The sequence below is a fragment of the Micromonospora humidisoli genome (genome assembly GCF_016900955.1).
In the GTDB taxonomy this organism is placed as follows: domain Bacteria; phylum Actinomycetota; class Actinomycetes; order Mycobacteriales; family Micromonosporaceae; genus Micromonospora; species Micromonospora wenchangensis.
On sequence record NZ_JAFEUO010000005.1, the window covers coordinates 364,473 to 391,405 of the forward strand.

The 26,933-nt window shown below is 75.7% G+C and carries 17 protein-coding genes; all 17 read left to right on the forward strand.

Annotation, left to right across the window (positions count from 1 at the left end; genetic code table 11):
* Nucleotides 1-4: 4 nt before the first annotated feature.
* Genes JQN84_RS20270 through JQN84_RS20350 form a run of 17 tightly spaced genes read left to right on the forward strand, consistent with a single transcriptional unit; the run spans nucleotide 5 to nucleotide 26,720 of the window.
* A complete protein-coding gene (locus tag JQN84_RS20270; protein WP_204960032.1) occupies nucleotides 5-523 on the forward strand; it encodes a phage tail protein in 519 nt (172 codons plus the stop codon).
* Nucleotides 520-1,233: a hypothetical protein gene (locus tag JQN84_RS20275; protein ID WP_204960034.1), complete on the forward strand. Its 714-nt coding sequence runs from the start codon at nucleotides 520-522 to the stop codon at nucleotides 1,231-1,233. The genes JQN84_RS20270 and JQN84_RS20275 overlap by 4 nt, the downstream gene beginning before the upstream one ends.
* The gene (locus tag JQN84_RS20280; protein WP_204960036.1) at nucleotides 1,230-2,051 is read left to right on the forward strand and encodes a hypothetical protein; all 822 of its coding nucleotides are present in this window, start codon (nucleotides 1,230-1,232) and stop codon (nucleotides 2,049-2,051) included. Before JQN84_RS20275 ends, JQN84_RS20280 begins: the two co-directional genes overlap by 4 nt.
* The gene (locus tag JQN84_RS20285) at nucleotides 2,048-3,334 is read left to right on the forward strand and encodes a Pvc16 family protein (protein ID WP_204960039.1); all 1,287 of its coding nucleotides are present in this window, start codon (nucleotides 2,048-2,050) and stop codon (nucleotides 3,332-3,334) included. Before JQN84_RS20280 ends, JQN84_RS20285 begins: the two co-directional genes overlap by 4 nt.
* The gene (locus JQN84_RS20290) at nucleotides 3,334-5,178 is read left to right on the forward strand and encodes an ATP-binding protein (RefSeq protein WP_204960040.1); all 1,845 of its coding nucleotides are present in this window, start codon (nucleotides 3,334-3,336) and stop codon (nucleotides 5,176-5,178) included. The genes JQN84_RS20285 and JQN84_RS20290 overlap by 1 nt, the downstream gene beginning before the upstream one ends.
* Nucleotides 5,175-5,417, forward strand: coding sequence for a hypothetical protein (locus JQN84_RS20295; protein ID WP_204960043.1), 243 nt, complete (start codon nucleotides 5,175-5,177; stop codon nucleotides 5,415-5,417). The genes JQN84_RS20290 and JQN84_RS20295 overlap by 4 nt, the downstream gene beginning before the upstream one ends.
* Nucleotides 5,414-12,937 (forward strand): eCIS core domain-containing protein, encoded by a 7,524-nt coding sequence (locus tag JQN84_RS20300; RefSeq protein WP_204960045.1) that lies wholly within the window; start codon nucleotides 5,414-5,416, stop codon nucleotides 12,935-12,937. The genes JQN84_RS20295 and JQN84_RS20300 overlap by 4 nt, the downstream gene beginning before the upstream one ends.
* Nucleotides 12,934-13,578, forward strand: a complete 645-nt coding sequence (locus tag JQN84_RS20305) for a hypothetical protein (protein WP_204960047.1) — start codon at nucleotides 12,934-12,936, stop codon at nucleotides 13,576-13,578. The genes JQN84_RS20300 and JQN84_RS20305 overlap by 4 nt, the downstream gene beginning before the upstream one ends.
* Entirely contained in the window at nucleotides 13,575-13,994 is a 420-nt protein-coding gene (locus JQN84_RS20310) for a hypothetical protein (RefSeq protein ID WP_204960049.1), read from the forward strand. Before JQN84_RS20305 ends, JQN84_RS20310 begins: the two co-directional genes overlap by 4 nt.
* Nucleotides 13,987-15,138, forward strand: a complete 1,152-nt coding sequence (locus tag JQN84_RS20315) for a hypothetical protein (protein ID WP_204960051.1) — start codon at nucleotides 13,987-13,989, stop codon at nucleotides 15,136-15,138. Before JQN84_RS20310 ends, JQN84_RS20315 begins: the two co-directional genes overlap by 8 nt.
* Nucleotides 15,135-15,641, forward strand: a complete 507-nt coding sequence (locus tag JQN84_RS20320; RefSeq protein WP_204960053.1) for a phage baseplate assembly protein V — start codon at nucleotides 15,135-15,137, stop codon at nucleotides 15,639-15,641. Before JQN84_RS20315 ends, JQN84_RS20320 begins: the two co-directional genes overlap by 4 nt.
* Nucleotides 15,641-15,985: a hypothetical protein gene (locus JQN84_RS20325; RefSeq protein WP_204960055.1), complete on the forward strand. Its 345-nt coding sequence runs from the start codon at nucleotides 15,641-15,643 to the stop codon at nucleotides 15,983-15,985. The genes JQN84_RS20320 and JQN84_RS20325 overlap by 1 nt, the downstream gene beginning before the upstream one ends.
* Nucleotides 15,982-16,344 (forward strand): GPW/gp25 family protein, encoded by a 363-nt coding sequence (locus tag JQN84_RS20330; RefSeq protein ID WP_204960057.1) that lies wholly within the window; start codon nucleotides 15,982-15,984, stop codon nucleotides 16,342-16,344. The genes JQN84_RS20325 and JQN84_RS20330 overlap by 4 nt, the downstream gene beginning before the upstream one ends.
* Nucleotides 16,341-18,719 carry a baseplate J/gp47 family protein gene (locus JQN84_RS20335; protein WP_204960059.1) on the forward strand — a complete coding sequence of 793 codons (2,379 nt, stop codon included), beginning with the start codon at nucleotides 16,341-16,343 and terminating at the stop codon, nucleotides 18,717-18,719. The genes JQN84_RS20330 and JQN84_RS20335 overlap by 4 nt, the downstream gene beginning before the upstream one ends.
* On the forward strand, nucleotides 18,716-21,172 hold the full coding sequence (locus JQN84_RS20340) for a putative baseplate assembly protein (RefSeq protein ID WP_204960061.1): 2,457 nt from the start codon (nucleotides 18,716-18,718) through the stop codon (nucleotides 21,170-21,172). The genes JQN84_RS20335 and JQN84_RS20340 overlap by 4 nt, the downstream gene beginning before the upstream one ends.
* Nucleotides 21,169-23,292, forward strand: coding sequence for a phage tail protein (locus tag JQN84_RS20345; protein WP_204960063.1), 2,124 nt, complete (start codon nucleotides 21,169-21,171; stop codon nucleotides 23,290-23,292). The genes JQN84_RS20340 and JQN84_RS20345 overlap by 4 nt, the downstream gene beginning before the upstream one ends.
* Nucleotides 23,289-26,720 (forward strand): DUF6519 domain-containing protein, encoded by a 3,432-nt coding sequence (locus JQN84_RS20350; protein WP_204960065.1) that lies wholly within the window; start codon nucleotides 23,289-23,291, stop codon nucleotides 26,718-26,720. Before JQN84_RS20345 ends, JQN84_RS20350 begins: the two co-directional genes overlap by 4 nt.
* Nucleotides 26,721-26,933: the final 213 nt, after the last annotated feature.

The following is a 26,933-nucleotide window of genomic DNA, read 5'->3' on the forward strand; positions in this document are numbered from 1 at the left end:
AGTCATGGTGCAGTTCGCGGTCAACCCGACGCGCTTCGACCCGTACAAGAACTTCAAGTTCCGGGTGAAGTGGGACGGCCGCTACGTGGCCGGGGTGAGCAAGGTCAGCGCGTTGAAGCGGACCACCGAGGTGGTCAAGCACCGCGACGGCGGCAACGCGTCGACCAGTCACAAGTCGCCGGGGCGCACCGAGTTCGAGGCGGTCACCCTGGAACGGGGGCTGACCCACGACGCCGAGTTCGCCCAGTGGGCGGGCCGGATCTGGGCGCTGCACGCCGGGGCCGGCGCGGAGGTGTCCCTGGCCGACTTTCGCCGGGACATCACCATCGAACTGCTCAACGAGGCCGGCCAGGTCGCCCAGTCGTACCGGCTGTTCCGCTGCTGGGTGTCGGAGTACCAGGCGCTGCCGGAGCTGGACGCCAACGCCAACGCGGTGGCGATCGAGCACATCAAGCTGGAGAACGAGGGCTGGGAACGCGACGAGGCGGTCGCCGAACCGGCCGAACCCCGGCTCGGGTCGTGACCGCCGGGGGCCCGCCGTCGACCGAGGTGGCGCTGGTCCACGCCTGGGACGACGCGCTCGGCCAGCCCGCGCCGCGCCGCGGGTTGCTGCTGCTCGGCCGGCCCGACGCCGACCGGCTGCCGGTGGGCGAGGTGACGGCGCTGCTGCTGGCCACGGCCGGCGGCTGGACCGGCGGCCGGGTGGCGACCACCGTGGACTGCCCGACCTGCCCGCAACGGCTGGAGGTGACCCTCACCGTCGCCGACCTGCTGGCCGCCGCACCACCGCCGGCCGACCGGAGCGCCGGCCCGTTCACCCTACGGTGGCGGGGGCACCTGCTCACCCTGCGGCTGCCCACCACCGCCGACCTGGCCGGGGCGGCGCGGTCAGGTGACGCGGCGGCGGCCGAACGGTGGCTGCTCGACGCCTGCCTGATCGACGCCGACCCGCCGCTGGCCGACCCGTCCGCCGCGCTGCCGGCGGTGTCCGCCGCGATGGCCGAACGCGACCCGCTCGGCGTCGTCGCGGTCACCCTGACCTGTCCGGGCTGCGGCGGCGGCACCGAGGCGCTGTTGGACGTGCCGGCGTGGGCGTGGCACGCCGCCGACGTCCGGGTCCGCCGGCTGCTCGACGAGGTGCACCGGCTGGCCCGCGCGTATGGCTGGTCCGAGGCGGAGGTGCTGGCGCTGGGTCCGCACCGGCGGGCGGCGTACCTGGAGCGGGTGCCGTGAGCGGCTACCTGGCCGCGCTGGCCGCCCTGGCCGTCGGGACCGCGCCCCGGCTGCGTCCCCGCCCCCTCAGCCGGTTCGAGCCGCAGGAGCCGGCAGCTGACGGCTTCCTGACCGAGCAGGAGCAGGAGCGCTGGCCGGCCACCCCGCCGCCGGCCCGACCGACCGGCACGCCGACGCCGCCGCCGTCACCGCCGTCGCCCGGGTCGTCGTCGGTCACCCCGCCCGCCGCCCCGGTGACGCCTGTCATCCCGGTGGCGACGCCGACCGCACCGCAGGCGGGGGCACCGGCCCCCGGCCCGGCCCGGCCGCTGCCCCCGCCCGCTGCCCGCGCGGCGGCGTCGGCCCGGCCGGCGGCCGTACCGGACCCGCCCGTGACGACCCGGGCAGCCGGACCCGCGCCCACGACGGCCGCCCCGCACGCGCCGTCCCGACCTCCTGTCGCCCCGACCGGGCCGGCCGCGCCGCCGCACCACCGCCGGGACGACCCGCACCGGCCGGCGGCCCGGCCCGGCGCACCGGCATCCGCCCCGCCGGCTTCGGCCGCCACCGCACCACCGGCCGCCGTCCGGATGGCACCCACCGCCGCGGCCGTCACGCCGACCCACCGTGCGCCGGCCAGCCGGGCCGAGGCACGGACGCCGGAACCGGTCGCCGTGCACGTGCACATCGGTCGGATCGAGGTACGCCTCACCCCGCAGCGGCAGCCGGCCACGCCCCCGGCGGTCGCCGCCCCGACGACCTCCCCGGTACCCGCCGTCGCCCCGGGTCCGGCACCGGAACTTGAGGCGTACCTGCGCGGATCGGGGGCGACGCGATGAGCACCGGGTACGCCCTCGCCGCCGTCACCGCCGTGCTGCGCGGGCAGGTGATGGCGTACCTGCGGGCCACCGGCGCGTCGTCGGCGGTCGGCGGGGTGTCCGTCTCCGCCGGCCCACCCGACCGGGTGACCGTCGGCAACCAGGAGGGCAACCAGGTCAACCTGTTCCTGAGCCGGGTGACCCGCAACCCCGCCTGGGCCAACCTGGGGCCGCCGCCGCGCAGCACCGGCGGGGACGACGTCGCCGCGCCGCCGCTCGGTGTCGACCTGCACTACGTGGCCAGCGTCTACGGTCACGACCCACTGACCGGGGAGATCCTGCTCGGTCACCTGCTGGCGATGCTGCACGAGACGCCGGTGCTGACCCGGGCGGCGATCCGCCGGTCGCTCGCCCCCGATCCGCCGGACCCGACGCTGCCCGCCCCGGTGGCCGACTCCCGCCTCGCCGAGCAGGTCGAACTCCTGCGGGTGAGCGTCACCAACAGTCCCGGCGGTGAGGAGAGCTTCCGGCTCTGGTCGGCGTTCAGCGCGCCGTACCGCAGCAGCGTCTTCTTCGACGTGTCGGTGGTGCTGATCGACCCGCTGCGTGGCGCGCGGGAGCCACTGCCGGTCCGTACGGTCACCGCCGGCACCGTCGACGTCGACGGTCCCGAGGTCGACCAGGTCCGCGCCGACGGGCCGACCGGCACGCCGGTCACGGCCGGCGCGACCCTGGTGGTGACCGGCCGCCACCTGGCCGGGCCGGACGTGCGGGTGCGGATCGGGACGGCCTCGGCCAGCCCCGCCACCGTCACGGCGGGCGAGCTGCGGCTGCCGCTGACCGCGTTCGACAGGCCTGTCGCAGCCGGTATCCGGGGCCTGGTCGTCACCCATGCGGTCGCGCTGGGCGACCCGCCCACGCCCCGGCCGGCGGTCAGCTCCGACGCGGTGCCGGTCACCTACCGGCCGACGATCACCGTCGCCCCCGCCGACGTGGTGGTCGAGTCCAGCCGCACGGTCGACGGGGTGCTGTTGCGCACCGGCACGATCACCGTCGACGTCGTCCCCGAGGTCGAGGCCGGCCAGCAGGTCACCCTCGGGCTGACCGGGGTGGGTGGCACCATGCTCGCCGCGCCCGCCGACAACGGGGTGCCGCCCGGTGGGCAGCGCACCGGACGGATCGGTTTCACCTTCCGCGACGTGCCCACCGGCAGCTACCTGGCCCGGTTGCGGGTCGACGGGGTGGACAGCCCGCTGCACGCCGACCCGACCGGCCGGTACGACGGCCCCGCCGTGGTGCTGTGATGCCCGCCCCGCGCCCGGCCGCCCGCTGGCCCGCCCCGCCCCCGGTGGACGCGGGCGGCGACGGACTCGCCGCCGAACTGGACCGGATCCGTCTGCTGCTCACGGGGAAACCGGCGGCCGAAGCCCCGACCGGCGGCTCCCCGCTGGACCGGATCGGCACCGGGTTCGGGCTGACCGGCTTCGAACGCGACATGCTGGTCGCCACGGTCGCCGGTGCGTTGGGTCTGCTGGACCGGCCACCGACGTTCGCCTGGTGCTTCGACGCCCTGCCCGGCGGGCACTGGGACGCCCTCGCCGCCGACCGGCCGTTACGCGCGGCCCGGCTGGTGGAGCCCGGTGACGGTCCGTTGCCGCACGCCCCGCTGCGGGTCGACGAGCGGGTCCTGCACGAGCTGCACGGCGTCGGCCGGCTCGACGAACGGCTCCGGCCCTACCTGGTGGCGCTGCCCGTACCGCCGGCCACCCTGCCGGCCAGCCGCCGTCGGGCCGTACGGCAGCTCTGCGCCACCTGGCAGGCCGGCCGACACCCGCTGCGGGTGTGCGGTCCCGACCCCGCCGACCGGATCGACGTGCTGGCGGCGGCCTGCGCGACGGTGGGCCGGACCGGGCACCTGGTGGCCGCCGCCGACCTGCCCCGCGCGGTGCCCGACCGGGACGCCTTCGCCCGGCTGTGGAACCGGGAGGTGGTGCTCGGCGACCCGGTGCTGGTCGTCGAACTGACCGGCGACGAGCCGCCGGAGGCCCTGGCCACCGTGGAGCACCTGCTGGCCCGGCTCATCGGTGACGTGGTGGTCAGCGTGCCCCGCCCCGTCGCCCTCGACGGGGTGACCCCCGGGCCGACGGTGGACCGGCCGACCCGGGCCGAACAGCGGGCGCTGTGGGGGGAACTGCTGCCGGGTCGGGCCGCGTCGGCCGCCGCCGGCCTGGCCCGCGAGTTCGACCTGGGGCACCGGGAGATCATCGGCTCCGCCCGCCCCGCCGCCGGGCCGGACGGCGACCCGGTGACCCGGGCCCGGGGCCTGGTCCGCGAGCGGGTCCGCCGCGACCTGGACGGGTTGGCCGAGCGGATCGACGTGCGGGCCGGCTGGGACGACCTGGTGCTGCCCGCCCCGGCCCTGGCCCAGTTGCGTCAGTTGACCGCCGCCGCGGCCGGCCGGGCGCTCCTGGTCGAGCAGGGTTTCGCCGGCCGGACCGGTCGGGGCCTCGGGGTCGCCGCGTTGTTCGCCGGGCCCAGCGGCACCGGCAAGACCCTCGCCGCCGAGGTGGTGGCCGGGGTGCTCGGCCTGGACCTGCACCGGGTCGACCTGGCGACCGTGGTGAGCAAATGGATCGGGGAGACCGAGAAGCAGCTGCGGCGGATCTTCGACGCCGCCGAACGGGGTGGCGCCGTGCTGCTGTTCGACGAGGCCGACGCCCTGTTCGGCCGCCGTTCCGAGGTCCGCGACAGCCACGACCGGTACGCCAACATTGAGGTGTCGTACCTGCTGCAACGGATGGAGCGGTACCGGGGCGTGGCGGTGCTGACCACGAACATGCGCACCGCCATCGACCCGGCGTTCCTGCGTCGGCTGCGGGTGGTGGTGCCGTTCGGGCATCCCGGTCCCGCCGAACGGGCCGGGCTGTGGCGGCGGGCCTTCCCGCCCGGCGCGGCCACCGCCGACCTGGACCTGCCCCGGCTGGCCGAGCTGGACCTCACCGGCGGGGACATCCACACCGTCGCGCTGCGTGCCGCGCTGGTCGCCGCCGGGCAGGGCGTCCCGGTCGGGATGCGGCACGTGCTCGACGCGGTCGCCGCCGAGTACGCCAAGCACGACCGGCCGGCCGACCCGGGACTGTGGTCGTGAACCCCGACGTCACGACCATCGAGGTCGACATCCGCCGACTGGTCGTCACCGGCGTCGACGCGCCGGTCGACGCCACCCTGGCGGCCGAGGTGGGTGCCCGGCTGACCCGGCTGCTGGCCGAGCGGGGACTGCCGTCGACCGTGGCCCCGGTGACCGAGGTGCCGGCCACCGCCGACCTGCCGACCGCACTGGCCGAGGCGATCTGGGTCCGGTTGCGCCTGCCCGGGTGGCGGCGGTGACCGCCCCCGGCCCGGCCGCGCAGCGGGCCCCGCTGCCGGCGACGGAACCCGTGGCGGCACCCGACGACGCCCTCGCCACGCTGACCCGGGACCTGGTCGACAGGTACGCCCCGGCGCTGGGGCTGCGCCCCGACGCGGTGCGGGTGCGTCTCGGCGGGGACGGTCGGCGGGCCGCCAACCACGGCGCGCGGGGGCTGCTCGCCGACGGCACGGTGCACCTGGCCCCGGGTTTCGACCCGTCCCGGGCCGCCGGGCGGGCCCTGCTCGTACACGAGTTGGGGCACCTGGCGCAGGCGGGCGGCACGACGGCGGACCCGGGGCGGCGGGTCGCCGACCCGGAGGGCGAGGCGCGGGCGCTGGCCGACGCCGCGGCGGCCGGGCGGGCCCTGTGGCGGCCGGTGGCGTGGCTGCCGGCCGGCGCGGTCGCCGCCGACACCGGTGCCGTGGCCACCCCGCCGCGCCCGGCCAGCCCGCCGGCCCCCGACCGGGCGCCGGCCGACGAGGCCGGGACCGGCCCGTTGGAGGCGGAGCTGGGCGCGCTGGTGGAGCGCCGGTACCTGGCGGAACGGGCCCGCATGGTCGACCTGCTCGACGGCCTCTGGGTCTCCGGCGACGACGTGCGGGGCTGCCTGCGGATCCTGGACACCCTGCCGTTCGTGGTCGCCCGCAGCCTGGTGCACAGCCTGCCCGCGCCCCGGCGCACCGACCTCGCCGGCAACCTCGACGACGACCACCACCGCGCCTACCCCCGGGCCGCGCTGGCCGCCCTCGGTGGGCAGACCCCCTACCTGCTGCGGGTGCTGGAAGCCGACAACGTGCACGGGTTGAGCACCGACGGGCTCGACCCGGTGCAGCGGCGCACCGCCCTGACCGTGCTGCGGGCCCTGCGGACCAGCGTGCTGCGGGAACTGCTGGGCGGTGACCGCAAGGCGCACTTCCGGGCGTTGCTGGCCGAGCGGCCCCCGACGGGCGGCGACGCCGACGCCCTGCGCGAGCAGATCACCGTGCTGGGCGGGGCGTCGGCCGACGACGAACGGCTCGACCGGGACACCGACCTGGCCGCCCGGCTGCGTCGGGTGCAACTGTCGATCGACGACCGCCGGGCCGACGAGGCGCTGCGTCAGCTCGCCGACCTGGCTCCCGCCGTACCCACCGCCGGCACCCCGGCCACCGCCGGGCCGGCCGCCGCCGGGCCGCCCGAGCCGGGGCCGAGGCTGCGGTACGCGGTCCGCCAGCTCGACGACGGCGGCCACCTCGACACGCTGCTCGACCACCTGCCGTGGGAGGAGAAGCGGGTCGACGCGCCGCTCGGCCCGCGGCTGCTGGTCGTCCTCGCCGCCCGCGCCGAGCACCGCAACCTGGCCCGGGTGGAGGGCCTGCTGTCGTACGGGCTGTTCGACTGGGCGATCCGCGACCACGAGGCCCGCTTCGCGTACCTGCTGCTGCGCAGCCTGCCGCTGGCCGCCCAGGACCGGTGGCGGCGGCTGGACCAGGGCAGCTGGTTCGACCGGTTGGAGGAGAACATCCCCGCCGCCGACGTGCTCGGCGGCAGCTACACCGGCGTGGGCACCCTCGCCGAGCCGCTGGATCGGCGGCGGCGCAGCGCCGGGCAGGTCGACGCCGACCGGCTCGTCGCCGACATCCACCGGACCGTGCAGGGCGGCCTGGACGGGGTGAACGCCGTCGAGCTGGTCCGCCGGCTGATCGGCTACGACCGGCCGACCGGCGCGACCGCCGGCCCGGATGCCCGGGGGCGGGAGGCGCTGCGGACCGCCGTCCACCGGTTGGACGCGCTGCGGGACCTGGATCGCATCCTCGCCGCGCTGCCGGACGCGTACCTGACCCACGAGATGTGGCGGGCCGAGCTGCTCGACCTGCTCGCCCTGCGCGACCCGGCGCACCTGGAGCGGCAGGCCCGCGGCCTGCTCGCGATCGGGCTGACCGACTGGGCGGTGAACCCCCGGGAGGCGTGGCTGGCGTTCCAGCTGGTGCGCAGCCTGCCGGTGGCCGACCAGGCCCGGCTGGCCGCCGACGACCCGGACCGGTGGGCCCGGATGCAGTCCGGGATGACCCCGCAGATGCGGGCCTCCCTCGCCACCACCGCGATCTCCGGTCCCCGCCGGGTCGAGGCCCGCGACCAGTTGCGGGACCGGCTGCGCGACGACCGGCTCTGGCGGGCCGGGCGGGTCACCGAGCTGCGGTCGCTGATCATCCAGGCGTATGCGTTGGACGACCGGCGCTGGGTGTTCCTGCGTTCCCGGGAGCTGCGCGCGGACCTGCTGCCCGACCTGGCGACGCTGGTGGCGGAGCTGCGGCTCTACCACGCGGCCCGGCGGCCCACGTTCGACCCGGAGTCGTTGCGCACCGACGGGCTGCCGACGGTGGTGGGTGACCTGGCCCGGCTGGTCGCGGTGGGGCTGAAGCTGCTGTTCCTCAGCCGCACCGGGTTGAGCCTGTTCACCGACGAGGTCACCGTCGACGAGTTCGACCTGCACGACGCCCAGTGGATCAGCGGCGACCTGGGCGGTGCCCGGTTGCGCGACACCGACCGGGAACGCGCCAACCGGCTGTCGCTGTCGGTGGACGCCCGGCAGGGGGTGCTGCGGGTCCGGCTGCCCCGGCTGGAGCTCGACGGGGTGAACCGCACCTTCACCGGCAGTTCGCTGCGCACCGGCCGGATCACCCTGACCGATCTGGACATCGTCGCCTCGTTCTCCGACCGGGGCTACGAGCGGCCGGTCGGCGCGCAGGCCGGGATGGGCGCGCTGAGCGTCTCCGACGTGGTGTACGCCAGCGACGGCCTGCCCGGCGGGCTGCTCGGCCTGACCCGCTTCGGGCTGTCCACGCTGGCCTTCCGGTCCGGGGCGACCGGGCAGGAGAACCTGACCGAACCGGGCCGGCACGGCTGGGTCGGCATCCCGGTCATCGATCCACTGATCCACCTGCTGCACAACGTCATCTCGTTCTACGGTGGACTGCCGTTCCTGTCCAAGATCAGCGACGCGTTGCTGGCCCCGTACACGGCGGGGGCGCCGTTCCTGGCCCAGCAGTTCACCTCGCTGACCGCCGGGGAGATCTTCACCCCGCTGGCCAACGCGACGATCGGGCTGCTCACCGACGGGGTGTTCCGGCCACCGCGGACGGTCGGCGAACGGGTCACCGACGCGGTGGAGATGATGCACTCGCTGCGGGTCAGCTTCTCCAGCGCCACCGCCGAGGGGCTCTCCTTCGCCGGCCTGCAACAGGTCGGCCGGATCGAGGTGGGCCGCACCCTGATCGGGGTGGCCACCAGCCTGCCGGCCCGGCTGCGCGCCGAGCGGGAGTCGCTGCGGCTGCGCCGCGACACGGCCACCGGCACGACACGCGCCGCGCTGGACGAGCGGCTGCGCGCGGTCGACAGCCAGCTCACCACGCTGGAGCCGGCCGAGCGGGAACTGCACCGGTTGGAGGCCCGGCACCGCTGGCACGCCGAGTCGCTGTCCGAGGCCGAACGTCGCCGGCTGGTCGAACTGTCCGACCAGCTCCGCCAGACCGTCGGCGGGTCGATCGACGTCGGCGGCATCCGGGTCACCGGGCTGACCGGCCGGGTCGAGGCCGCCGGGGTGGAGATCGACCCGATCCACGCCGAGGCGTCCCTGCCGTCGCGCGCCGGGGAGTACCTGCCCGACGACGAGCTGATCACCCGGTTCCGCCGCGACCGCGTCCCGGCCGACGCGGCGACGACGGCCCGGGGCAGCACCGGGTCGGCCACCCTCACCGGGGTACGCCTGCTGCCCGGACCGGCCGGCGCCCCCGCGCTGCGGCTGACCGCCGGGGACCTGCCCACCCGCGCCGACGTCGCCGCCCAGCTCGCCGCGCTACCCGACGAGCCGCGCTGGGCGCAGCGGCGGGCCGAGCTGACCGGCTGGCTGACCGACCTGGACCGGTTGCGGGAGCTGGAGTCCCTTTCCGCCGAGCCGGTCGACCCGGCCGGCCGGTACCTGCCGGGGCACCGCACCCGGGCCCAGGAGCAGGAACTCCAACTGCTACGGGAGCGGACCCGCCGGTACTTCGCCGTCACCGTCGGCGGGCTGACCGTCGGCGGGCTCGACGTCACCCTGGACCCGGCCACCCTCGGCGTGGAGCTGCGGTTGGCCGAGCTGACCGCCACCGACGTCCGCGCCGGAGCCACCGCCGTGGAACGGTTGGCGGCGTCCCGGCTGCGGGTGCGTGCCGACCTCGACACCGTCGGTGGCGGTGCGCTCCCCGCTGAGCTGGCCGGCCCGGCCGCCGCCGCGGGGTTGCCGATCGGCCGGACCGCCGTCCGTTTCGGGGTCGGTGAGCTGGCGGTGACCGGGTTCTCCGGGCCGGGCGTCGAGGCCCGGCGGATCGCCTTCACCGCACCGGTGCGCGCCGACGGCTCCCCCGGCGAGGCGATCCACGGCCGGGTGCTGCCCGTCGGTGACGACCTGCGCCTGCCCGACCTGGTGGTGGAGCAGACCGAGCTGACCGGGCTGGCGCTCAACTCCCCCGGTCGCAGTCTCTACGCCCGGGGCAGCACCCGGATCGGCCGGATGAGCCTCGACGTCCAGGTCCGCACCGGCGTGACCGCCACCGGCCGGCAGGTCCGTGGCGCGCTGGTCCGCAACCTGGTCATCGACCGGATCGACGCCGACCGGATCGGCATGGACGTCACCGACCCGGCACCGGGGATGAGCGTCGAGGTGGTCTCCGGCGCGCTGATCGGGGTGCGGCTGCGCGATCTCGACGTGGACCTCACCGGCGAGGAGCTGACCTACACCGGGCGGTTGACCGTCGGGCAGCTCGACCGGCTGCGGTTCGCCGTGGTGTCCCGCGCGGTGCAGGGCGGCCCGACCACGATCACCGGCACCGTGGACGGCCGGCCGACCGCCTCGAACGCCGCGTCGGTCACCGTGGACCTGGTCCGGGCCGGCCCGCATCAGGTCGACCCGGTGACCGGCCGGATCGTCAGCGACCCCATCGACAGCCAGCGCATCCAGCTCGACGGGCTGACCCTCACCGACACCACCCTGCGGACCCCGGACGGCGCGGTCACCGTACGCCGGGCCGGGCTGGGTGGCCGGCTGGTCACCGAACGGGCCGGCGGGCTGCGCTTCGAGGACGTCGGCCCGGCCCGCATCGAGCTGGGCGCGATCGACTGGCGGGCCGGCGACGGACGGATCGTCTCCCGGGGGCCGACCGTGCTGGACGGGCTGACCGCCAGCGGTCGCTGGGACAGCACGCCGGAGCAGCGCGACGCCGCCGGTCGGGTCGTCCCGGCCACCGCCGCGCTGCACCTGGAGCGGCTGCACATCGCCCGGATCACCGGGCGGGACCTGCGCTACCGCGACGGGGTGCTCGACGTCGGCCTCGGCCGGCCCGAACCGGTCCCGGCCGGGGAGCCGGACCGGCCGCCGCTGGAGATCCTCGACGTGGACCTGCGCGGCCTGCGCTGGTCGGCGGCGGCGGGGGTGACCGCCGGACGGCTCACCACCGGGGCCACCCGGGTGGAGATCGCCGGCCGGATCGACGCCGCGCTGCACGTCGACGGCACGTTGTGGGCCGCCCAGCTCACCCTCGCCTTCGGCCGGGGTGGCCGGATCCAGGCCCGGGTGGTGGGCGGTGAGGCTCAGCTCGGCGTCGGTCCCCGGCCGGGCGAACACGACCAGCAGGTCAGCATCCAGGGGCTGGACACCGGTGTGGTCAGCATCGGCCCGGACCACATCGAGATCGGCCCGGACGGACAGCCGGGGCTGAACCTGGCCACCATCTCGGTGGACGCGCTCAACTGGCAGGGTGCGGCGCTCGGCCTGCGCATCCCGTCGGGCGCGGGGGCGATCACCCTGCTCGGCATCAGCGCGCGGGCCCGGGTCGACCTGTGGCCGGCGGGCACCCCCGGCGGCCGGTTCCGCCGGCTGCTGCTGCGGGAGCTGGTGGTGCAGCAGACCCGGGCCAGCGGGCTGCTGGTCGACCTGCACGACGGCACCACCATCCGGCTCAACCCGGACGTCGAGGCGGTGCTCGGTGAACTGCGGCTGGTGCCGGCGGCCGGGCAGGACGGCTTCCTGGTGGAGGCGACCCGCACGGCGGAGGGGATGCGGATCCTCGGCGGCCTGCGGATCGGGGCGATCGAGGCGGCCCGGGTCGGCTTCGACATCGGCACGTTCCTGTCCGGCGGCACTGCCGACTTCGCCGCCGGTGGGCTCAGCGTCGACTTCCTCGACCACGGCGGGCTTCGGCTCACCCTGGCGCAGCCCACGCTGACCGCGATCAGCGCCCAGGTCACCGCCGACCCGCGCCGGCAACTGCTGTTCCTCGGCGCACCGACCGGCCGCCCCGAGTACGGGCTGCGGTTCACCTCGATCGGCTACGAGCAGGACCCGGCCGCACCGGACGGCACGACGGCCCCGGGCCGGCGGATCGCCGTACGCGGTGGTGAGGTGACCGGGCTGAGCTTCGCCGACAGCGGGCTCGGGTTGTCCGTCTTCGTCGAGCAGGGGCTGCTCGGTGACCTCACCCACGACCTGACCAGCGGGTCAGGGGAACTGCCGTCGCTGGACATCCGCAACGCCCGGTTCGTGCTGGATCTCGCCACCATGCTCGGCGGCGGATCCCCGATCCCGGCCCCGCCGCCGGCCCGGACCACCAGCGCGCAACGCCGGGCCGCCCTGGCCGGGAAGTGGGACGCCCTGGTCCGGGTGTTGGACGCCTACCGCATCGGCGAGGTGCTGGACAGCCTCAACGGGCACATCGACTTCGACGTCACCCACGACGGGTTCCTGTGGGGTGAGCGGAGCTGGGAGGTGCGGCTGACCCTGCGCGACGGCGCGGTCGACTACCGCCGGCTCACCGGCGCGCTGCCGTGGTGGACCCCGGGCCGGTTCATCGTCGAGGGCGACGACCTGGTCTACCGGGTGCACCTGCCCAGCTTCGGGGCGGAGGGCGCTCCCCCGCCGGACAGCGACGTCGACCTGCTGCGGTGGCAGCTCGACACCGGCGAGGTCAGCCAGGCCCGCACCGAGCACCTGGTACGCCTCAACCGGCTGCTGCGGCCGACCGCCGCCTCCCGCGACGACCTGCTGCACACCGTCGCCGACGTGCAGAGCGACGAACCGTCGACCGGCCCGCCCGGCATGTTGGCGATCGGCAACGTCGACGTGGACCTGTCGGTCAACAATCCCCGGGAGATCACCCTGCCGCTGGGCGGCGGCAACGAGATCGTGCTGGCCCCCGACGCGCTGGTGCACCTCGCCGTCGGCGGCGGGGTACGCCGGGCCGCCGGTGGTGGCGGCCGGCCGGGACGGCTGCGCCCGGTGTCGTTGCAGAGCGCCACGGTGGCCCGGGTGAACCTGCTCTTCGACGGGCTCGGCCTGTCCACCGGGCAGATCCGGATCACCGGGCTGACCGACTGCACCGTCGACTTCAGCGGGTTGGACCCGCTGCTGATGCAGGGCCGGATCACCCGGGCCGTGGCGGAACGGATCCGCTGGCGGCGTCCCACCTCTGGAGGCACCCCGTGACCAGTCCCCTCAGCCCCCGTCTGCTGCGCGCCGGTCTGGTCGTGCTCGACCCGGACAGCGGGCACAGCCGCCGGGTGATCACCCTCCAGTACAACCCGGACGCGTTGACCCGCGGCTTCCAGCTCAAGACCGCCGGGGCCGAGGGCGGGGCCCGGGGCGAGGCGTTGCGGATCACCGGCCCGCCGGTGCAGACGCTCACCCTGGAGGCCGACCTCGACGCCGCCGACCAGCTCACCGACCCGCAGACGGCGGAGCTGGGGCTGACCGCGCAGCTGGCCGCCCTGGAATCGCTGGCCTACCCCAGCCTGGCCGCCGTGCAGGACGCGGCGGCGCTGCTGGCCGCCGGAACCCTGGAGGTGGTGCCACCCCCGGCGCCACTGGTGCTGCTGGCGTTCGGACGACGCCGGCTCTGGCCGGTACGGATCACCGAGTTGACCATCACCGAGGAGGCGTTCGACCCGATGCTGAACCCGATCCGCGCCAAGATCCGGCTGGGTCTGCGGGTGCTGACCGTCAACGACGTGGGCACCGACGGCCGGGCCGGTGGCCTGGCCATGGCCGCCCACCAGCAGCTCGAACAGCTCGCCGGCCGGGCGCGCGGCGGGCGGCTGGCCGACCTCGGCATCGACCGGCTGCCATGAGCGACCCGGCCGACACCGATCCGGCCCTGGTGGCCGCCCAGGGCCGGGTCGCGCAGACCCTCTTCGCCGCCACCGGCGCCACCGGCGGCCAGCCCACGCCGGGAGCCCTGGCCCCGGACAGCCGCTACGCCGCCGTGGGCACCACGGTCACCGTCGATCAGGAGACCGGGCAGGAGATCGTGCACCTGCGTCGCCGGTTCGTGCCGCCCGCCGAGCGGCTCGCCACCGCCGGCTGGGAACCGGTCGCCGACGGCGACCGGGTCGACCTGCTGGCCGCCCGTACGGTCGGCGACCCCACCGCCTTCTGGCAGCTCTGCGACGCCAACGGGGTGTTCGACCCGGCGGAGCTGATCCGCCCCGGCCAGGTGGTGCGGGTGGCCCTGCCCGAGGGGTTCCCGGGGAGCCTCGATGCCTAGCGGGGTGCGGTTGCAGGTGCTGATCGGGCCGCTGACCTTCCGGCCGGCCCCGATGGAACTGGTGGCGGCGGTGCAGGAGGCGCAGGTCACCCAGAACGCCGGGCAGCGTTCGGGGTTCCAGCTGCGCCTGGCGCTGGGCCGGGGGTCGCTGGTGGAGCGGATGCTCGCCGACGGCAGCCTGGACCCGCCGACCCGGGTGCTGCTGGTGCTGCACGTCGACGGGCGGCCGCAGGTGCTCTCCGACGGGGTGGTGACCCGGCACGACGTGGCCCGCAGCAACGACGCGGGCGCGTCGACGCTCACCCTCACCGGGGTGGACGTCAGCCAGATGATGGACCTGATCGACCTGTCGGACCTGCCGATGCCGATGCCGGCGGAGGCCCGGGTGCTGACCCTGCTCGCCCCGTTCGCCGCGTACGGGGTGGTGCCGATGGTGGTGCCCAGCGTGCTGGTGTTCGCGCCGAACCCGGTGCAGCGGATCCCGGCGGTACGCGGCACCACCTTCGCGTACGTGTCGCAGCTCGCCGACGAGGTGGGCTACGCGTTCTACGTGGAGCCGGGGCCGACCCCGGGGATGAACACCGCGTACTGGGGGCCGGAGGTGCGGGCCGGTCAGCCGCAGCCGGCGTTGACGGTCAACGCCGACGCGGGTGCCAACGTCGAGTCGTTGTCCTTCTCCTTCGACGGGGTGCAGAAGACCGTCTACCTGCTCACCGCGTTCCCGGAGCAGGTACGGGTGCCGATCCCGCTGCCGGTGCCGGACGTCAGCCCGCTCAACCCGCCGCTGGGCCGCAAGATCCCGATTCCGCTGTCGTACCGGCGGATGAACGTCGGACGGTCCAACCCCGACGGCACCGACGACGCCACCGCCCGGATGGACGTCGTGCAGACCCTCGCCCGGGGCCTGGCCCGGGCCGCCCAGTCGGCGAACGTGATCACCGGGTCCGGCTCGCTGGACGTGCTGCGTTACGGCCGGCTGCTGCGCTGCCGGCGGCTGGTCGGGGTCCGGGGCGCCGGCCGGGCCTACGACGGTGAGTACGTGGTGCGCAGCGTGACCACCACGGTCAAGGCGGGCGAGGTCAAGCAGCGGTTCACCCTCGGCCGCAACGCCCAGGTCTCCATCTCCGGAAGGGCACAGCCATGACGACGAGGTACTACGGCAAGTATCGCGGCACGGTGGTCAACCACCTCGATCCGTTGCAGCAGGGCCGCATCCAGGTGACCGTCCCGGACGTCACGCTGCCCCCGTCGAGCTGGGCGATGCCCTGCTTCCCGCTGGCCGGCATCCAGGCGGGCATGTTCGCCGTGCCGTTGCCGGGCACCGGGGTATGGGTGGAGTTCGAGCAGGGCGACGCCGACCATCCGATCTGGACGGGCTGCTGGTACGGCTCCAAGGCGGAGATCCCGGCACTGGTGTCGTCGGCCCCGCCACCCACCCCACCGATCGTGTTGCAGACCCCCGGCCAGGCCACCCTGATGATCTCCGACGCCCCCGGCCCGACCGGTGGCATCCTGCTCAAGACGCTGACCGGGGCGATGATCTCGATCAACGACACCGGGATCATCATCTCCAACGGCAAGGGCGCCTCGGTCACCCTGGTCGGCCCGACCGTGGCGATCAACCAGACCGCGTTGACGGTGACCTGATGCCCGGCCCGCTGCTGCACGTCGGGGCGGTGCTGACCTGCCCGCACACCGGCCCGGTCACCCCGCAGACCGGCAACGCGCGGGTGCTGGTCGGCGGCCTGCCGGTGGTCACCGCCACCGACGCGTACCCGGTCACCGGGTGCACCTTCCAGGTGCCGGTGGGCGCGGGCACCAAACCGCAGCCCTGCGTCCAACTCCAGTGGACCACCCCGGCGGCCCGGGTGCTGGTCAACGGACAGCCGCCGGTGCTCGGCACCAGCGTCGGGCTCGGGGTCAGCGCGGAGGGCATCCCGCAGGGTCCACCGACGGTGGCCGGCATCCAGGTGCGGGCGGTGGCGACATGACGTACCCGGCGTTTCCGTGGCGGCCCGACAACCGGGGCCGCTCCGGGCTGGCCGGCCCGGAACGGCACGTCGCCGACCTGGTGGAGGCGGTGCTGTTCACCGCGCCCGGGGAGCGGGTCAACCGGCCCGACTTCGGCGCCGGCCTCGGCCAGCTGCTGTTCGCCCCGGTCGACGACGCGGTGGTGGGCACCGCCGAGTTGCAGGCCCGCAGCGCGTTGCAGCGCTGGCTCGGCGAACTGATCGAGGTGGACGACGTCCGGGTCGACCTGGCCGAGGCGGCGGTGCGGGTGCACGTCGCCTACCGGCTGCGGGCCACCGGCCGTCCGGCGCAGGTGGCGGTGGAGAGGGGTGCGGGATGAGCGTGCTCTGTGACGACGACGAACGGCGGGCCGAGGTGGCCCGGCCGGGCAGCGCGTTCAACGGCATCGACTGGGTCGAGGTGGACGCCGCCGACCAGCGGCTGCTGCACGTCGGTTTCCTGCACCCGCTGCCCGGCCAGGCCGGCGGGGTGCCCGCCGGCGCGCCGCTGGCCGTGGCTAACGTGGTGGTCGACGGCGGGGTCCGGATCACCGGCGTACGGGTGCTCGGCGTCGCCGCCGCCGGGGCGGAGCTGACCGTCCGGGTGGACCGGGCCGGTGACTTCTCCCCGTACACCCTGCGGTTGGTGCGTTCGGCGGTGGACGACCGGGTGCCGCCCGGCTTCGACCCGGTGCTGTCGGCGCAGGGTTTCTCGTTCAAGGCCAACTGCCCCAGCGACCTGGACCCGGCACCGGCCGCCCCACCGGCGTCGCCACCGCCGGCCAGCACCGCACCGGCGGACTACCTGGCCAAGGACTACGCCGGCTTCCGGCGGCTGATGCTCGACCGGCTCGCCGCCCTGCCCGGCGGCACCGACCGGCACCCGGCCGACCCGCTGGTCACGGTGGTGGAGGCGCTGGCCCACGTGGCCGACCGGCTGTCCTACCGGCAGGACGCCGCCGGCACCGAGGCCTACCTGGGCACCGCCCGCAGCCGGATCTCGGTACGCCGGCACGCCCGGCTGCTGGACTACGCGGTGCACGACGGTTGCGCGGCCCGCGCCTGGCTCAGCGTGCGGGTGGCCGCCGGGTCGGACGTGGAGAGCCGGGGCCTGCCCGCCGGGACGCCGGTGCTGGCCGCCGACCGGGCCACCCCGGCGGTACGCCCCGCCGACGCGGCGGCGTTGCCGGCCGACGGCGTGACCGGTTTCGAGACGTTGACCCCGCTCGTCCCCCGGGCCGCCCGCAACGAGATCGCCCTGTACGTGTGGGGCGGCCGGGACTGCGGCCTGCCCGCCGGGGCGACCCGGGCCACCCTGGTCGACCTGCCGGCGACCGGCCTGGCCGCCGGTGACCTGCTGCTGCTGGAGGAGGTGCGGTCCCCGCTGACCGGGCGGCGCGTCGACGCCGACCCCACCCACCGGCAGGTGGTCCGGCTGGTGTCGGCGAACCCCACCACCGACCCGGTGACCGGGGTGGCCGTGCTGGAGGTCGGGTGGAGCGCCGCGGACCGGCTGGCCTTCCCGCTGACCGTCACCGCCTCCGTCGCCGGTGCGGGCACCGACCACCTGGTCACCTGTGCGGTGGCTCGGGCCAACCTGGTGGCCGTGCAGCATGCCAGCGCGGTGTCCGGGCAGCTCCCGCCGGCCGCCGAGCACCGGTGGCGGCCGGTGTTGACCGACGAACCGGTCGCCGCGGCGGTGCCGTTCACCACCGACACCCCGGCCAGCCAGGCCCTCGACCAGGACCCGCGGGCCGCGGTGCCGCTGATCCGGTTGGAGACCACCGAGGGCAGTTGGCGGCCCCGCCGGGACCTGCTCAACGCCGACCGCTTCGACCAGGGTTTCGTGCCGGAACGCGAACGCGACGGCCGGGTGAGCCTGCGCTTCGGCGACGACGTGTCGGGGCGGCGACCACCGGCCGGCACGGTCTTCCAGGTCGCCTGGTGGCGCGGCGGCGGGGCGGCCGGCAACCTCGGCCACGATGCGCTGACCACCCTGGTCACCGACCGGGTCGGGCTGCTCGCCGCGACCAACCCGCTGCCCGCCGTCGGTGGCACCGACCCGGAGGACGTCGAGCACGCCCGGCAGCACGCCCCGGTCGCCTTCGCCACCCAGGAGCGGGCGGTGACCACCGACGACTGGGTGGCGGCGGCGCGGCGGCTGCCCGAGGTCGCCAACGCCACCGCCCGGGTCCGCTGGACCGGCTCGTGGTGGACGGTGTTCCTCACCCTCGACCTGACCGGCGGGCAGCGGCTGGCCGACGAGCCGGAGCTGGCCCGTCGGCTGGCCGGGCGGCTCGACCGGTTTCGCGTCGCCGGGTACGACCTGCAACTGCGTGACCCGGTGGACCTGCCGGTGGAGCTGCGGCTGTGGGTGTGCGTCACCGGCGGCGCGTTCCGTTCGGACGTGCGTCGGGCCCTGTTGGACCTCTTCTCCGCCCGGGACCTTTCGGGTGGGGCGCGCGGGTTCTTCCACCCCGACCGGTTCAGCTTCGGCACCCCGCTCTACGTCAGCCAGCTGCTGGCCGCCGCGGTCGGTGTCCCCGGGGTCACCGACGTGCGGGTGACCGAGCTGCACCCGGTGGGGGTGGCGGCCGGCGGGGAACTGGCCGCCCGGGTGCTGCGGGCCGGCGACACCGAGGTGATCCGCCTCGACAACGATCCCAGCGTGCCGGAGCACGGCATCCTGCACCTCGACCTGGTGGGTGGACTGTGACCTCACGAGTGGGCCGGGAACCCAATCCGCCCGGCCGGACCGCCATCGGCTACCGGCTGGGCCGGCAGGCGGACTTCGCCGCCGAGCTGGTCGACCGGCTCTCCGGCCGGCCGGAGCTGGCCGGGCTGACCACCCGGGAGGTCGACGACCCGGCGGTGGCGCTGCTGCACGCCTGGGCGACCACCCTGGACGTGCTCGCCTTCTACCAGGAACGGATCGCCAACGAGGGTTTCCTCGGCACCGCGACCGAACGCGGTTCGGTGCTGATGCTGGCCCGCGCGATCGGCTACGAGCTACGCCCCGGGGTGGCCGCGACGACCTGGCTGTCGTTCACCGTCACCGCCACCCCCGGCGCCCCGGAGGGGGTGCCGATCCCGGTGGGCAGCCAGGCGCAGAGCGTGCCCGGCCCCGGCGAGCTGCCGCAGGTCTTCGAGACGGTGGCCCCGCTGCTGGCCCGCCCGGAGCTGAACGCGGTGGGGCTGCGGGTCACCGCGCCCCGCGCGCCCCGGCCCGGCGACGACACCCTGCACCTGGCCGGCGTCGACACGGTGCTCACCCCGGGCACCGCGCTGCTGGTGCTCGGCCCCGACTGGTACGACGTGCGCCGGGTGCGCTCGACCACGGCGGTGCTGCCGGCGGTGGTGGCCGCGTCCGACGGCGGCGCGGTGGTGCCGGCGTACACGGTGGTCGGGTTGGACGCGGCGGTGACCGCCCAGCAGCTCGGCACGGAACTGCGCCAGTCGGGACGGGAGGTGCAGGTGCACCTGCTGACGCAGCGGGCGGCGCTCTTCGGCCACCAGGCGCAGCCGTGGTCGGCGCTGCCGGTGGCGTTGCGGGTCGGCGAGCTGAACCCGGGCACCAACCAGGTGCTGCCGGGCGCGTACGCCACCCGCAAGGACACCTGGGTGGACGCCGCGCTGGGCAAGGACGAGCGGACGCTGCACCTGGACCAGTCATACCCGTCGGTCGTGGCCGGGTCGTGGCTGGTGCTGGAGACCGCCGGGGTGCCGCAGGTGCGTCGGGTCGACGCGGTGACGGAGTCGCCGGTCGCCGACTTTGGCATCGCCGCCCGCACCACCCGGGTCACCGTGGTCGGCGGCGACTCGAACACCTTCTCCCGGCGGACCACCACCGTGCTCGGCGGCAGCCGGCTGCTCCCGACGGCTGCCCCGCCGCTGACCGCCCCGCTGGCCGCGACCGCGACCCTGGAGCTGGCCCGGCCGATGCCCGGACTGCAGCCGGGCCGGCCGCTGGTGCTCACCGGCGTCGAACCGGACGGCGGGCCGGTCGGCGAGGTGGTGACGGTGCTGCGGGTGCGGGACGCGACCACCGTGGACCTCACCGCGAACGTGACCCGGCGTTACCGGCGCGACAGTGTCCGGGTGCTGGGCAACGTGACACCGGCGACCCACGGCGAGAGCCGGGCCGAGGTGCTGGGCAGCGGCGACGCGCGGCAGGCGTTCCCCCGGTTCACCCTGCGGCACGCGCCGCTGACCCACGTGCCGGCCGCGACCGCCAGCGGTTCCCGCACCACCCTCGCGGTCTGGGTGGACGGGGTGCGCTGGCAGGAGGTGCCGGTCCTGCTCGGGCAGGCCCCCGCCGCCCGGGTCTACACCGTGCGCCGGGCCGACGACGGCGTCGTCACGGTCACCTTCGGCGACGGCCTGACCGGGGCCCGGCTGCCGACCGGACGGGACAACGTGGTGGCCACCTACCGCAGCGGCATCGGGCGGTCGGCCGACCTCGCGCCGGGCCGGTTGACGATCCCGCTGTCGCGGCCGCTGGGTCTGATGGAGGTGGGCAACCCGGTGCCGGCCGCCGGGGCCGACGACCCGGAGGGGGTGGACCGGGCCCGCCGTAACGCGCCGCTGGCGGTCCGCACCCTGGGCCGGGTCGTCTCGCTGGACGACCACGCCGACTTCGCCCGCGCGTTCGCCGGGATCGGCAAGGCCCGCGCCGACCTGGTCTGGGACGACGCCCGGCAGCTCGTCCTGCTCACCGTCGCCGGCCCGGACGGGGCGGAGATCCCGCCGGACGCGGCGGTCCGCGCCGACCTGCTGCGGGCGTTGGACGCCGCCCGCCAGGCGACGGTGCCGGTGCGCATCCTCGGTCACCACCGCCGCCGGGTGGCGGTGACCGCGCGGCTGCTGCTGACCCCCGGGTACCGGTTCGCGGCGGTCTCGGCAGCCGCCCGCGCGGCGCTGGTCGCCGGGTTGAGCTTCGACGCCCGCGACTACGCCCAGCCGGTGCGCGCAAGCGAGGTGCAGGCGCTGCTGCACCGGGTGCCGGGTGTCGCGGCGGTGGTGCTGGAGCTGCTGTACGACGCCGGGCAGTCGCCGGCCCGGCTCGACGTGATCACCGCAGCACCGGCCCGTCGGGTCGGTGACGTGCTGCTGCCCGCCGATCTGCTCACCGTGGACGCCGGTGACGTCACCCTGCTGGAGGCATCGTGAGGGTCGAGGAGATCTGGGACCTGCTGCCGGCAGCCCTGCGCAGCCGGGACGAGGCGGCCGGCGGGATGCTGCGCGCCCTGGTGGAGGTGCTGGCCGACCAGGCCGCCGTGCTGGACACCGACATCGACCAGCTCACCGACGACTGGTTCGTGGAGACCTGCGCCGAGTGGGTGGTGCCCTATCTCGGTGAGCTGGTGGGGGCGGGTCGGTTGCATCCACTGGCCGACGGCGGCGGACTGTCCGACCGGGCCCGGGTCGCCGACACGATCCGGTTCCGCCGGCGCAAGGGCACCGCCGCCGCCCTGGAGGAGCTGACCCGGGCCAACACCGGTTGGAGCGCCGCCGTCGTCGAGTTCTTCGAACGGTTGGTCGCCACCCAGCACGTCAACCACGTCCGCGCCGCGCCGGCCACCGCGTCGATCCGGGCCGCCGCGCCGTTGGAGCTGGTCGGCGGGCCGTTCGAGACGGTCTGCCGGACGGTGGACGTGCGGGCGATGGACACCGGTACCGGCCGCCCCAACATCGGCCACATCGGCCTGTACGTGTGGCCGTTGCCGTCGTACCGACTGGACCGGGCAACGGCCGCGCCTGTGGTGACGCCGGCGGACGGCAGGTGGTGGATCGACCCGGTGGGGGTGGGCCGGCAGTTGACCGGGCCGACGGTGACCGAGCCGGACATCGACCACCGGGCCGACGAGGCGAACGTGCCCGGTCCGCTGCGTCGCCGGCCGCTACGCGACGAGTTGGCGGCGTTGGCCTCGGACAGTCCGCCGTCGGCGGAGCAGCGGCGCTGGTTCCGCGACGACGACCCGTCGTTCGTGGTGTGGATCCAGCCCACCCCGGCCGACGAGTTGCGCCCGGTGCCGCTGGACCTGCTGCGCATCTGCGACCTGGCCGGCTGGGAGCTGCCGACCGGCAGCGTGGTGCGGGTCGACCCGGTGCGCGGCCGGATCACCGTCGCCGCCGGCCGCCCGGTGCACCGCCTCGCGGTCTCCTGGTGGTACGCGTTCAGCGCCGACGTCGGCGCCGGCCCGTACCCGCGCCGGGGTGACCTGGGGTCGGCGGACGGGCCGGTGGACTGGCAGCTCGCGGTGAGCGTGACCGAGCCGCCGCGCGCCGGGGAGGTGGTCGCCTCGCTGGGTGAGGCGGTGACCGCCTGGCACGACTTCCAGGCCGCGCATCCGGGCGGCACCGGCCGGATCGTGGTGCTGGACAGCCACCGTTACCGGGAGAACCTGTCGGTGCGGGTGGGGCAGGGCAGCCGGTTGAGCGTGCTGGCCGCACAGTGGCCCCGGCCGCCGGACCGGCCCCGCCGGCAGACCGACCTCGACCCGGTCGGGGTGCGGCCCTGCCTGCTCGGCGGGGTCGCGGTCACCGGCGTCGGCGTCGGGGACCGCCCGGGTGAGCTGGTCGTCGACGGGCTGCTGGTCGCCGGGGCGGTGACCGTCACCGCGCCCGATGACGGCGGACCGGGCCTGGGTCTGGTCGAGCTGCGGCACTGCACCCTCGGGCCGGCGGCGACCGGGCTCGGCGTCACCGCCGGCAACGACCGGACCCGGGTGGTGGTGCACCGTTGCGTGACCGGGGCGCTGACCACGACCGACGGGCCGCTGACCGTGACCGACTCGCTGGTGCACGGCACGATCGCCGCCGGGGACGCGGCGGCGGAGCTGACCGGGGTGACGGTGCTGGGTGCCACCACGGCGCGGGTGCTGACCGCCACCGACTGCCTGTTCGACCAGCCGGTGACGGTGGCCCGCCGGCAGCAGGGGTACGTCCGGTTCAGTTACCTGCGGCCCGGGTCGGTCACCCCGCGCCGTTACCGCTGCCAGCCGGATCTCGCCCAGCAGGCCCGCCCCGACGACCCGGACGTGGCCACCCGGGTCGGTCCGGCGTGGGCGAGCACCCGCTACGGCGACGCCACCTACGGCCGGCTGGCCGCCACCGCCGCGCCGGAGCTACGTACCGGGGCGGAGTCCGGGGCCGAGCTGGGGGCGTTCCGCCGTGCCCTGACCCCGCACCGTCTGCACAACCTCACCCTCGCGCTGGCGGAGTACCTGCCGCTGGGGCGGGTGGCCGCTGCCCTGCCCGTCCTGCCGACCGGAGGAACCACACCATGAAGGGCGACATCAGCCGCGTCACGTTCGACCGGCGGCGGCACGCGACGAGCGTCCGCAAGCAGCAGGGCCGGGTCGACCTGGACGCGGACTGGAACGAACAGCAGGACATCCAGGCGCACCTGCGGGCCACCGCGCTGACCGACGTGGTCGGCGCGGCCGGCGCGCCGCTGGTCGGCGGGGCGTTCGGATTGACCGGCGGGGCCGACCTGACGCTGTCGGCCGGCCGCTACTACCTCGACGGGGTGCTCTGCGAGAACGACACAGCGGTCTCCGTGTCCGCCCAGCCGGACCTGCCGGCGGCCGGGCCGTTCGTCCGTAAGACCGACGGCACCTGGCTGGCCGCCGGCGCCCCGGTGCCGCCGGGGGTGTACGCGGCGTGGCTCCAGGTGTGGTCGCAGCACGTGACGGCGATCGAGGACCCGGCGCTGCGGGAGGTGGCCCTCGGTGGGCCGGACACCACCACCCGGCTGCGGACCGTGTGGCAGGTGCGGCTGTTGCAGGCCGGGCCGCCGAACACCCCGGTCGGCTGCGCGGACACCCCGCCCGGTTGGGCGGAGCTGACCGCCGCCTCGACCGGCACCCTCGCGGTCCGCGCCGATCCGACGGGCAGCTCCGGCGGTGACTGCGTGATCCCGACCGGCTCGCCGTACACCGGGTTGGACAACCAGTTCTACCGGGTGGAGATCCTCACCGGCGGGACGCCCGGCACGGCCGGTTACGTCTGGTCGCGGGACAACGCCGCCACCGTGGCGACGTGGGAGAGCATCGACGTCGACGTGCTGACCGTGAAGGTCCCCGGCCGCGACGGCAGCGCCGGCTTCACCAACGGCTCCTGGGTGGAGCTGACCGACGACGGCCGGGAGCAGAACGCCCTGCCGGGCACGCTGGTGCAGGTCGACCGGGTGGAGGGGGACCGGATCGTGATCCGGCCGGGCACCGCCACCGGCAGTCTCGACCGGGCCGACTTCCCGTCCCGTCCCCGGGTGCGCCGCTGGGACGGCCGGGGCACCGTGCCGGCCGGCGGTGGCGAACTGGACCTGGAACTCGGCATCAGGATCCGGTTCTCGGCGGCGGGCACCTTCCGTACCGGTGACTGGTGGTCGTTTCCGGCCCGCTCGGCGGTGCACGACGTGCAGTGGCCCCGGGTGGGCACCACACCGGTGGCGCAGACCCCGCACGGGCCGCGCCGGTCGCACGGCCGGATCGGCATCGTGAGCTGGGACGGCAGCCAGTGGAGCGTGCTGCGCGACTGCCGGCCGGTGTTCGCCCCACTGACCGGGCAGGCCACCCTGAGCCTGCTCGGCGGGGACGGCCAGGAGGCGGTGCCGGTGCCGGGCAGCCCGGCGACCCTGGTGCCGCTGGGGCACGACCTGGTGGCCGGGGTGGCCATCGGCGGCCAGCCGGTCGCCAAGGCGCGGGTCCGGTTCACCGTCACCGGTGGGGCGGGCCGGCTCACCGCCGGGGCGGTCACCGCCGCCACCGTCACCGTGGAGACCGGTGCCGACGGGCGGGCCCGGTGCGCCTGGCAGCTCGACTCCGCCGCCGCCACCCAGGAGGTCACCGCCCGGCTCCTGGACGAGGCGGGGCAGCCGGCCCACCTGCCGGTGACGTTCACCGGCGCGCTGTCGCGTGCCGACCGGGTGTCGTACGACCCGACCGGGCGGCCGTCGCTGGCCGGGGCGACCACCGTGCAGGCCGCCATCAACCAGCTCGCCGCGTCCGCCACCGGTGGCTGGGCGACGATCACCATCCGACCCGGCATCGACTGGGTGCAGGCGCTCAGCACGCTGCCCCCGGGGGACGTGCTGATCTGCTTCGCCCCCGGCCTCTACACCAGCACCGTGCCGGTCACCTTCACCGGCCGGGCCAACATCCGGGTGCTGGGCAGCGGGCCGGCGAGCCGGATCCGGGTGCAGGGGCAGGAGTACGCACTGATGTTCGTCAACTGCGGCACCGTGTCGGTGGCGCAGCTGGCGGTGGAGACCCCCGGCCCGGCCGACGTGCCGGGGCGGCTCGGTCCGGTCTCGGCGATCAACTGCGCCGACGTGACGATCGACCAGTGCCAGCTCACCGGGGTGGCCGGCGCGTCGCCGCGGAGCACCTGCCTGACCGTCCGCAACGACCAGGGCACCGCGCCGGGGAAGGTCCGGGTGCTCGACTCGGACTTCCTCGTCGGTCACGGCCAGCAGGGGGTGCTGCTGGTGAACCCGGACCACGCCGTGGTCACCCGGTGCCGGTTCTCCTGCCCGCCCCGGCCGGCCTCGCTGACCCTGGCCGAGCTGGTGAAGGACGAGAAGTTCCGGGGTCAGCTCGCCACCCAGCTGGTGGGGCGGCTCGCCCTGGACCGGGACGACCGGCTGGAGACGGGCGAGTGGAACACGGCGTTGCGGGTCGGCCGGTGGGGCGTGCGGATGAACTCGATGGTCCCGCTGAGCGAGTGGAGGACCCTGTCCACGCTGCGCCCACCGACCGAGGAGGAGCTGCGTACCGCGCAGGGCGCCGGGGCGTACGTGCTGCGGCTGGCGGACGTGGCCACCGAGGATCCGGCCCAGCTGCCCTCGTACCGGCGGCAGCTCACCTCGCTCAAGGGGCGGCTCGGGCAGAACGCCGGGCGGATCTTCGACACCGACGAGGGCCGCAAGACGCTGCGGGACTACCTGGTCGGTGAGGGCATCGACGTGCGGGAGGCCGACGGGATCGCCCGGGACCGCCGCGAGGTGGCGTTGCCCGTGCCGGGGGCGAGTCTGCGGTTCGACTCGGCGTTGAGCCAGGGCGCCTGGGAGGCGGCGGTGGCGGCGTCGCCCCCGTCGCGTCCGGTGCAGACCCCGTCGGCGGCGGCCCGGCACCTGCGCAGCGTCGCCGACCGGATCCTGCTGGAGCCGGCCTTCGGCGAGAGGTACGCCGGCGGCTACCGGCAGGAGCTGACCGCTGCGGCGGAGGTGTCGGTGGGGGCCTGCGCGGTGGTGATCGGCGGTGGCACGGTCGTCGGTGACGTCGAGGTCTCCGACTGCCGCATCGACCAGATCGCCGAGGGCGTGCACATCGGCGTGTCCTACCACAAGGGACCGCCGATCCAGGCCCGCACCATCCGGGTCACCGGCAACGACATCCACCTCTACAAGGCGTGGTGGCGCAACGCGGGCACGATCCGGGGCATCAAGATCGGCAGTGTCCGCAACGTGTTCGTCTCGGACAACCGGATCTCGGTGGCCGCCGGAACGGGCGTCGGCATCTGGGCCTTCGCCGCCGGCGGCCCGATCATGGCGATCCGCGACAACCTGGTGCAGAACTGCGAGCCGGCGATCCTGTGCAACCCGTCCTGGTCGGGGGCGCCGGCGAAGCGGCTGTGGTCGGTCACCGACAACGTCTCGCTCAACGGCTCCATCCAGGTGGGCGGGGGTGCGCGCAGCACCGGCAACGTCAGTTGAGTGTCGCGAGGGCGACTGCGTCGGCCTGGTAGCCGGGCCTACGCTTTCGGTGACTGCCACTTAGCGCGGTTGCGGATTGCAGATGTGGTCTAGGGGTTCAAATCCTCTGGTAGTCGCCAACAAGCGGCGGGGCGGGCCTTCGGGCCCGCCCCGTTCGTCGTCTGCGCCCCCGGCCCGCACCCCCGGCGGGCGGGCCGGCCCGCCCGCGCACCC

Bases quoted from the DNA above. Each gene is read 5' to 3' on its own strand.
- JQN84_RS20270 (WP_204960032.1), top strand. From the start codon at position 5: ATGGTGCAGTTCGCGGTCAACCCGACGCGCTTCGACCCGTACAAGAAC.
- JQN84_RS20285 (WP_204960039.1), top strand. From the start codon at position 2,048: ATGAGCACCGGGTACGCCCTCGCCGCCGTCACCGCCGTGCTGCGCGGG.
- JQN84_RS20290 (WP_204960040.1), top strand. From the start codon at position 3,334: ATGCCCGCCCCGCGCCCGGCCGCCCGCTGGCCCGCCCCGCCCCCGGTG.
- JQN84_RS20310 (WP_204960049.1), top strand. From the start codon at position 13,575: ATGAGCGACCCGGCCGACACCGATCCGGCCCTGGTGGCCGCCCAGGGC.
- JQN84_RS20315 (WP_204960051.1), top strand. From the start codon at position 13,987: ATGCCTAGCGGGGTGCGGTTGCAGGTGCTGATCGGGCCGCTGACCTTC.
- JQN84_RS20320 (WP_204960053.1), top strand. From the start codon at position 15,135: ATGACGACGAGGTACTACGGCAAGTATCGCGGCACGGTGGTCAACCAC.
- JQN84_RS20325 (WP_204960055.1), top strand. From the start codon at position 15,641: ATGCCCGGCCCGCTGCTGCACGTCGGGGCGGTGCTGACCTGCCCGCAC.
- JQN84_RS20330 (WP_204960057.1), top strand. From the start codon at position 15,982: ATGACGTACCCGGCGTTTCCGTGGCGGCCCGACAACCGGGGCCGCTCC.
- JQN84_RS20335 (WP_204960059.1), top strand. From the start codon at position 16,341: ATGAGCGTGCTCTGTGACGACGACGAACGGCGGGCCGAGGTGGCCCGG.
- JQN84_RS20350 (WP_204960065.1), top strand. From the start codon at position 23,289: ATGAAGGGCGACATCAGCCGCGTCACGTTCGACCGGCGGCGGCACGCG.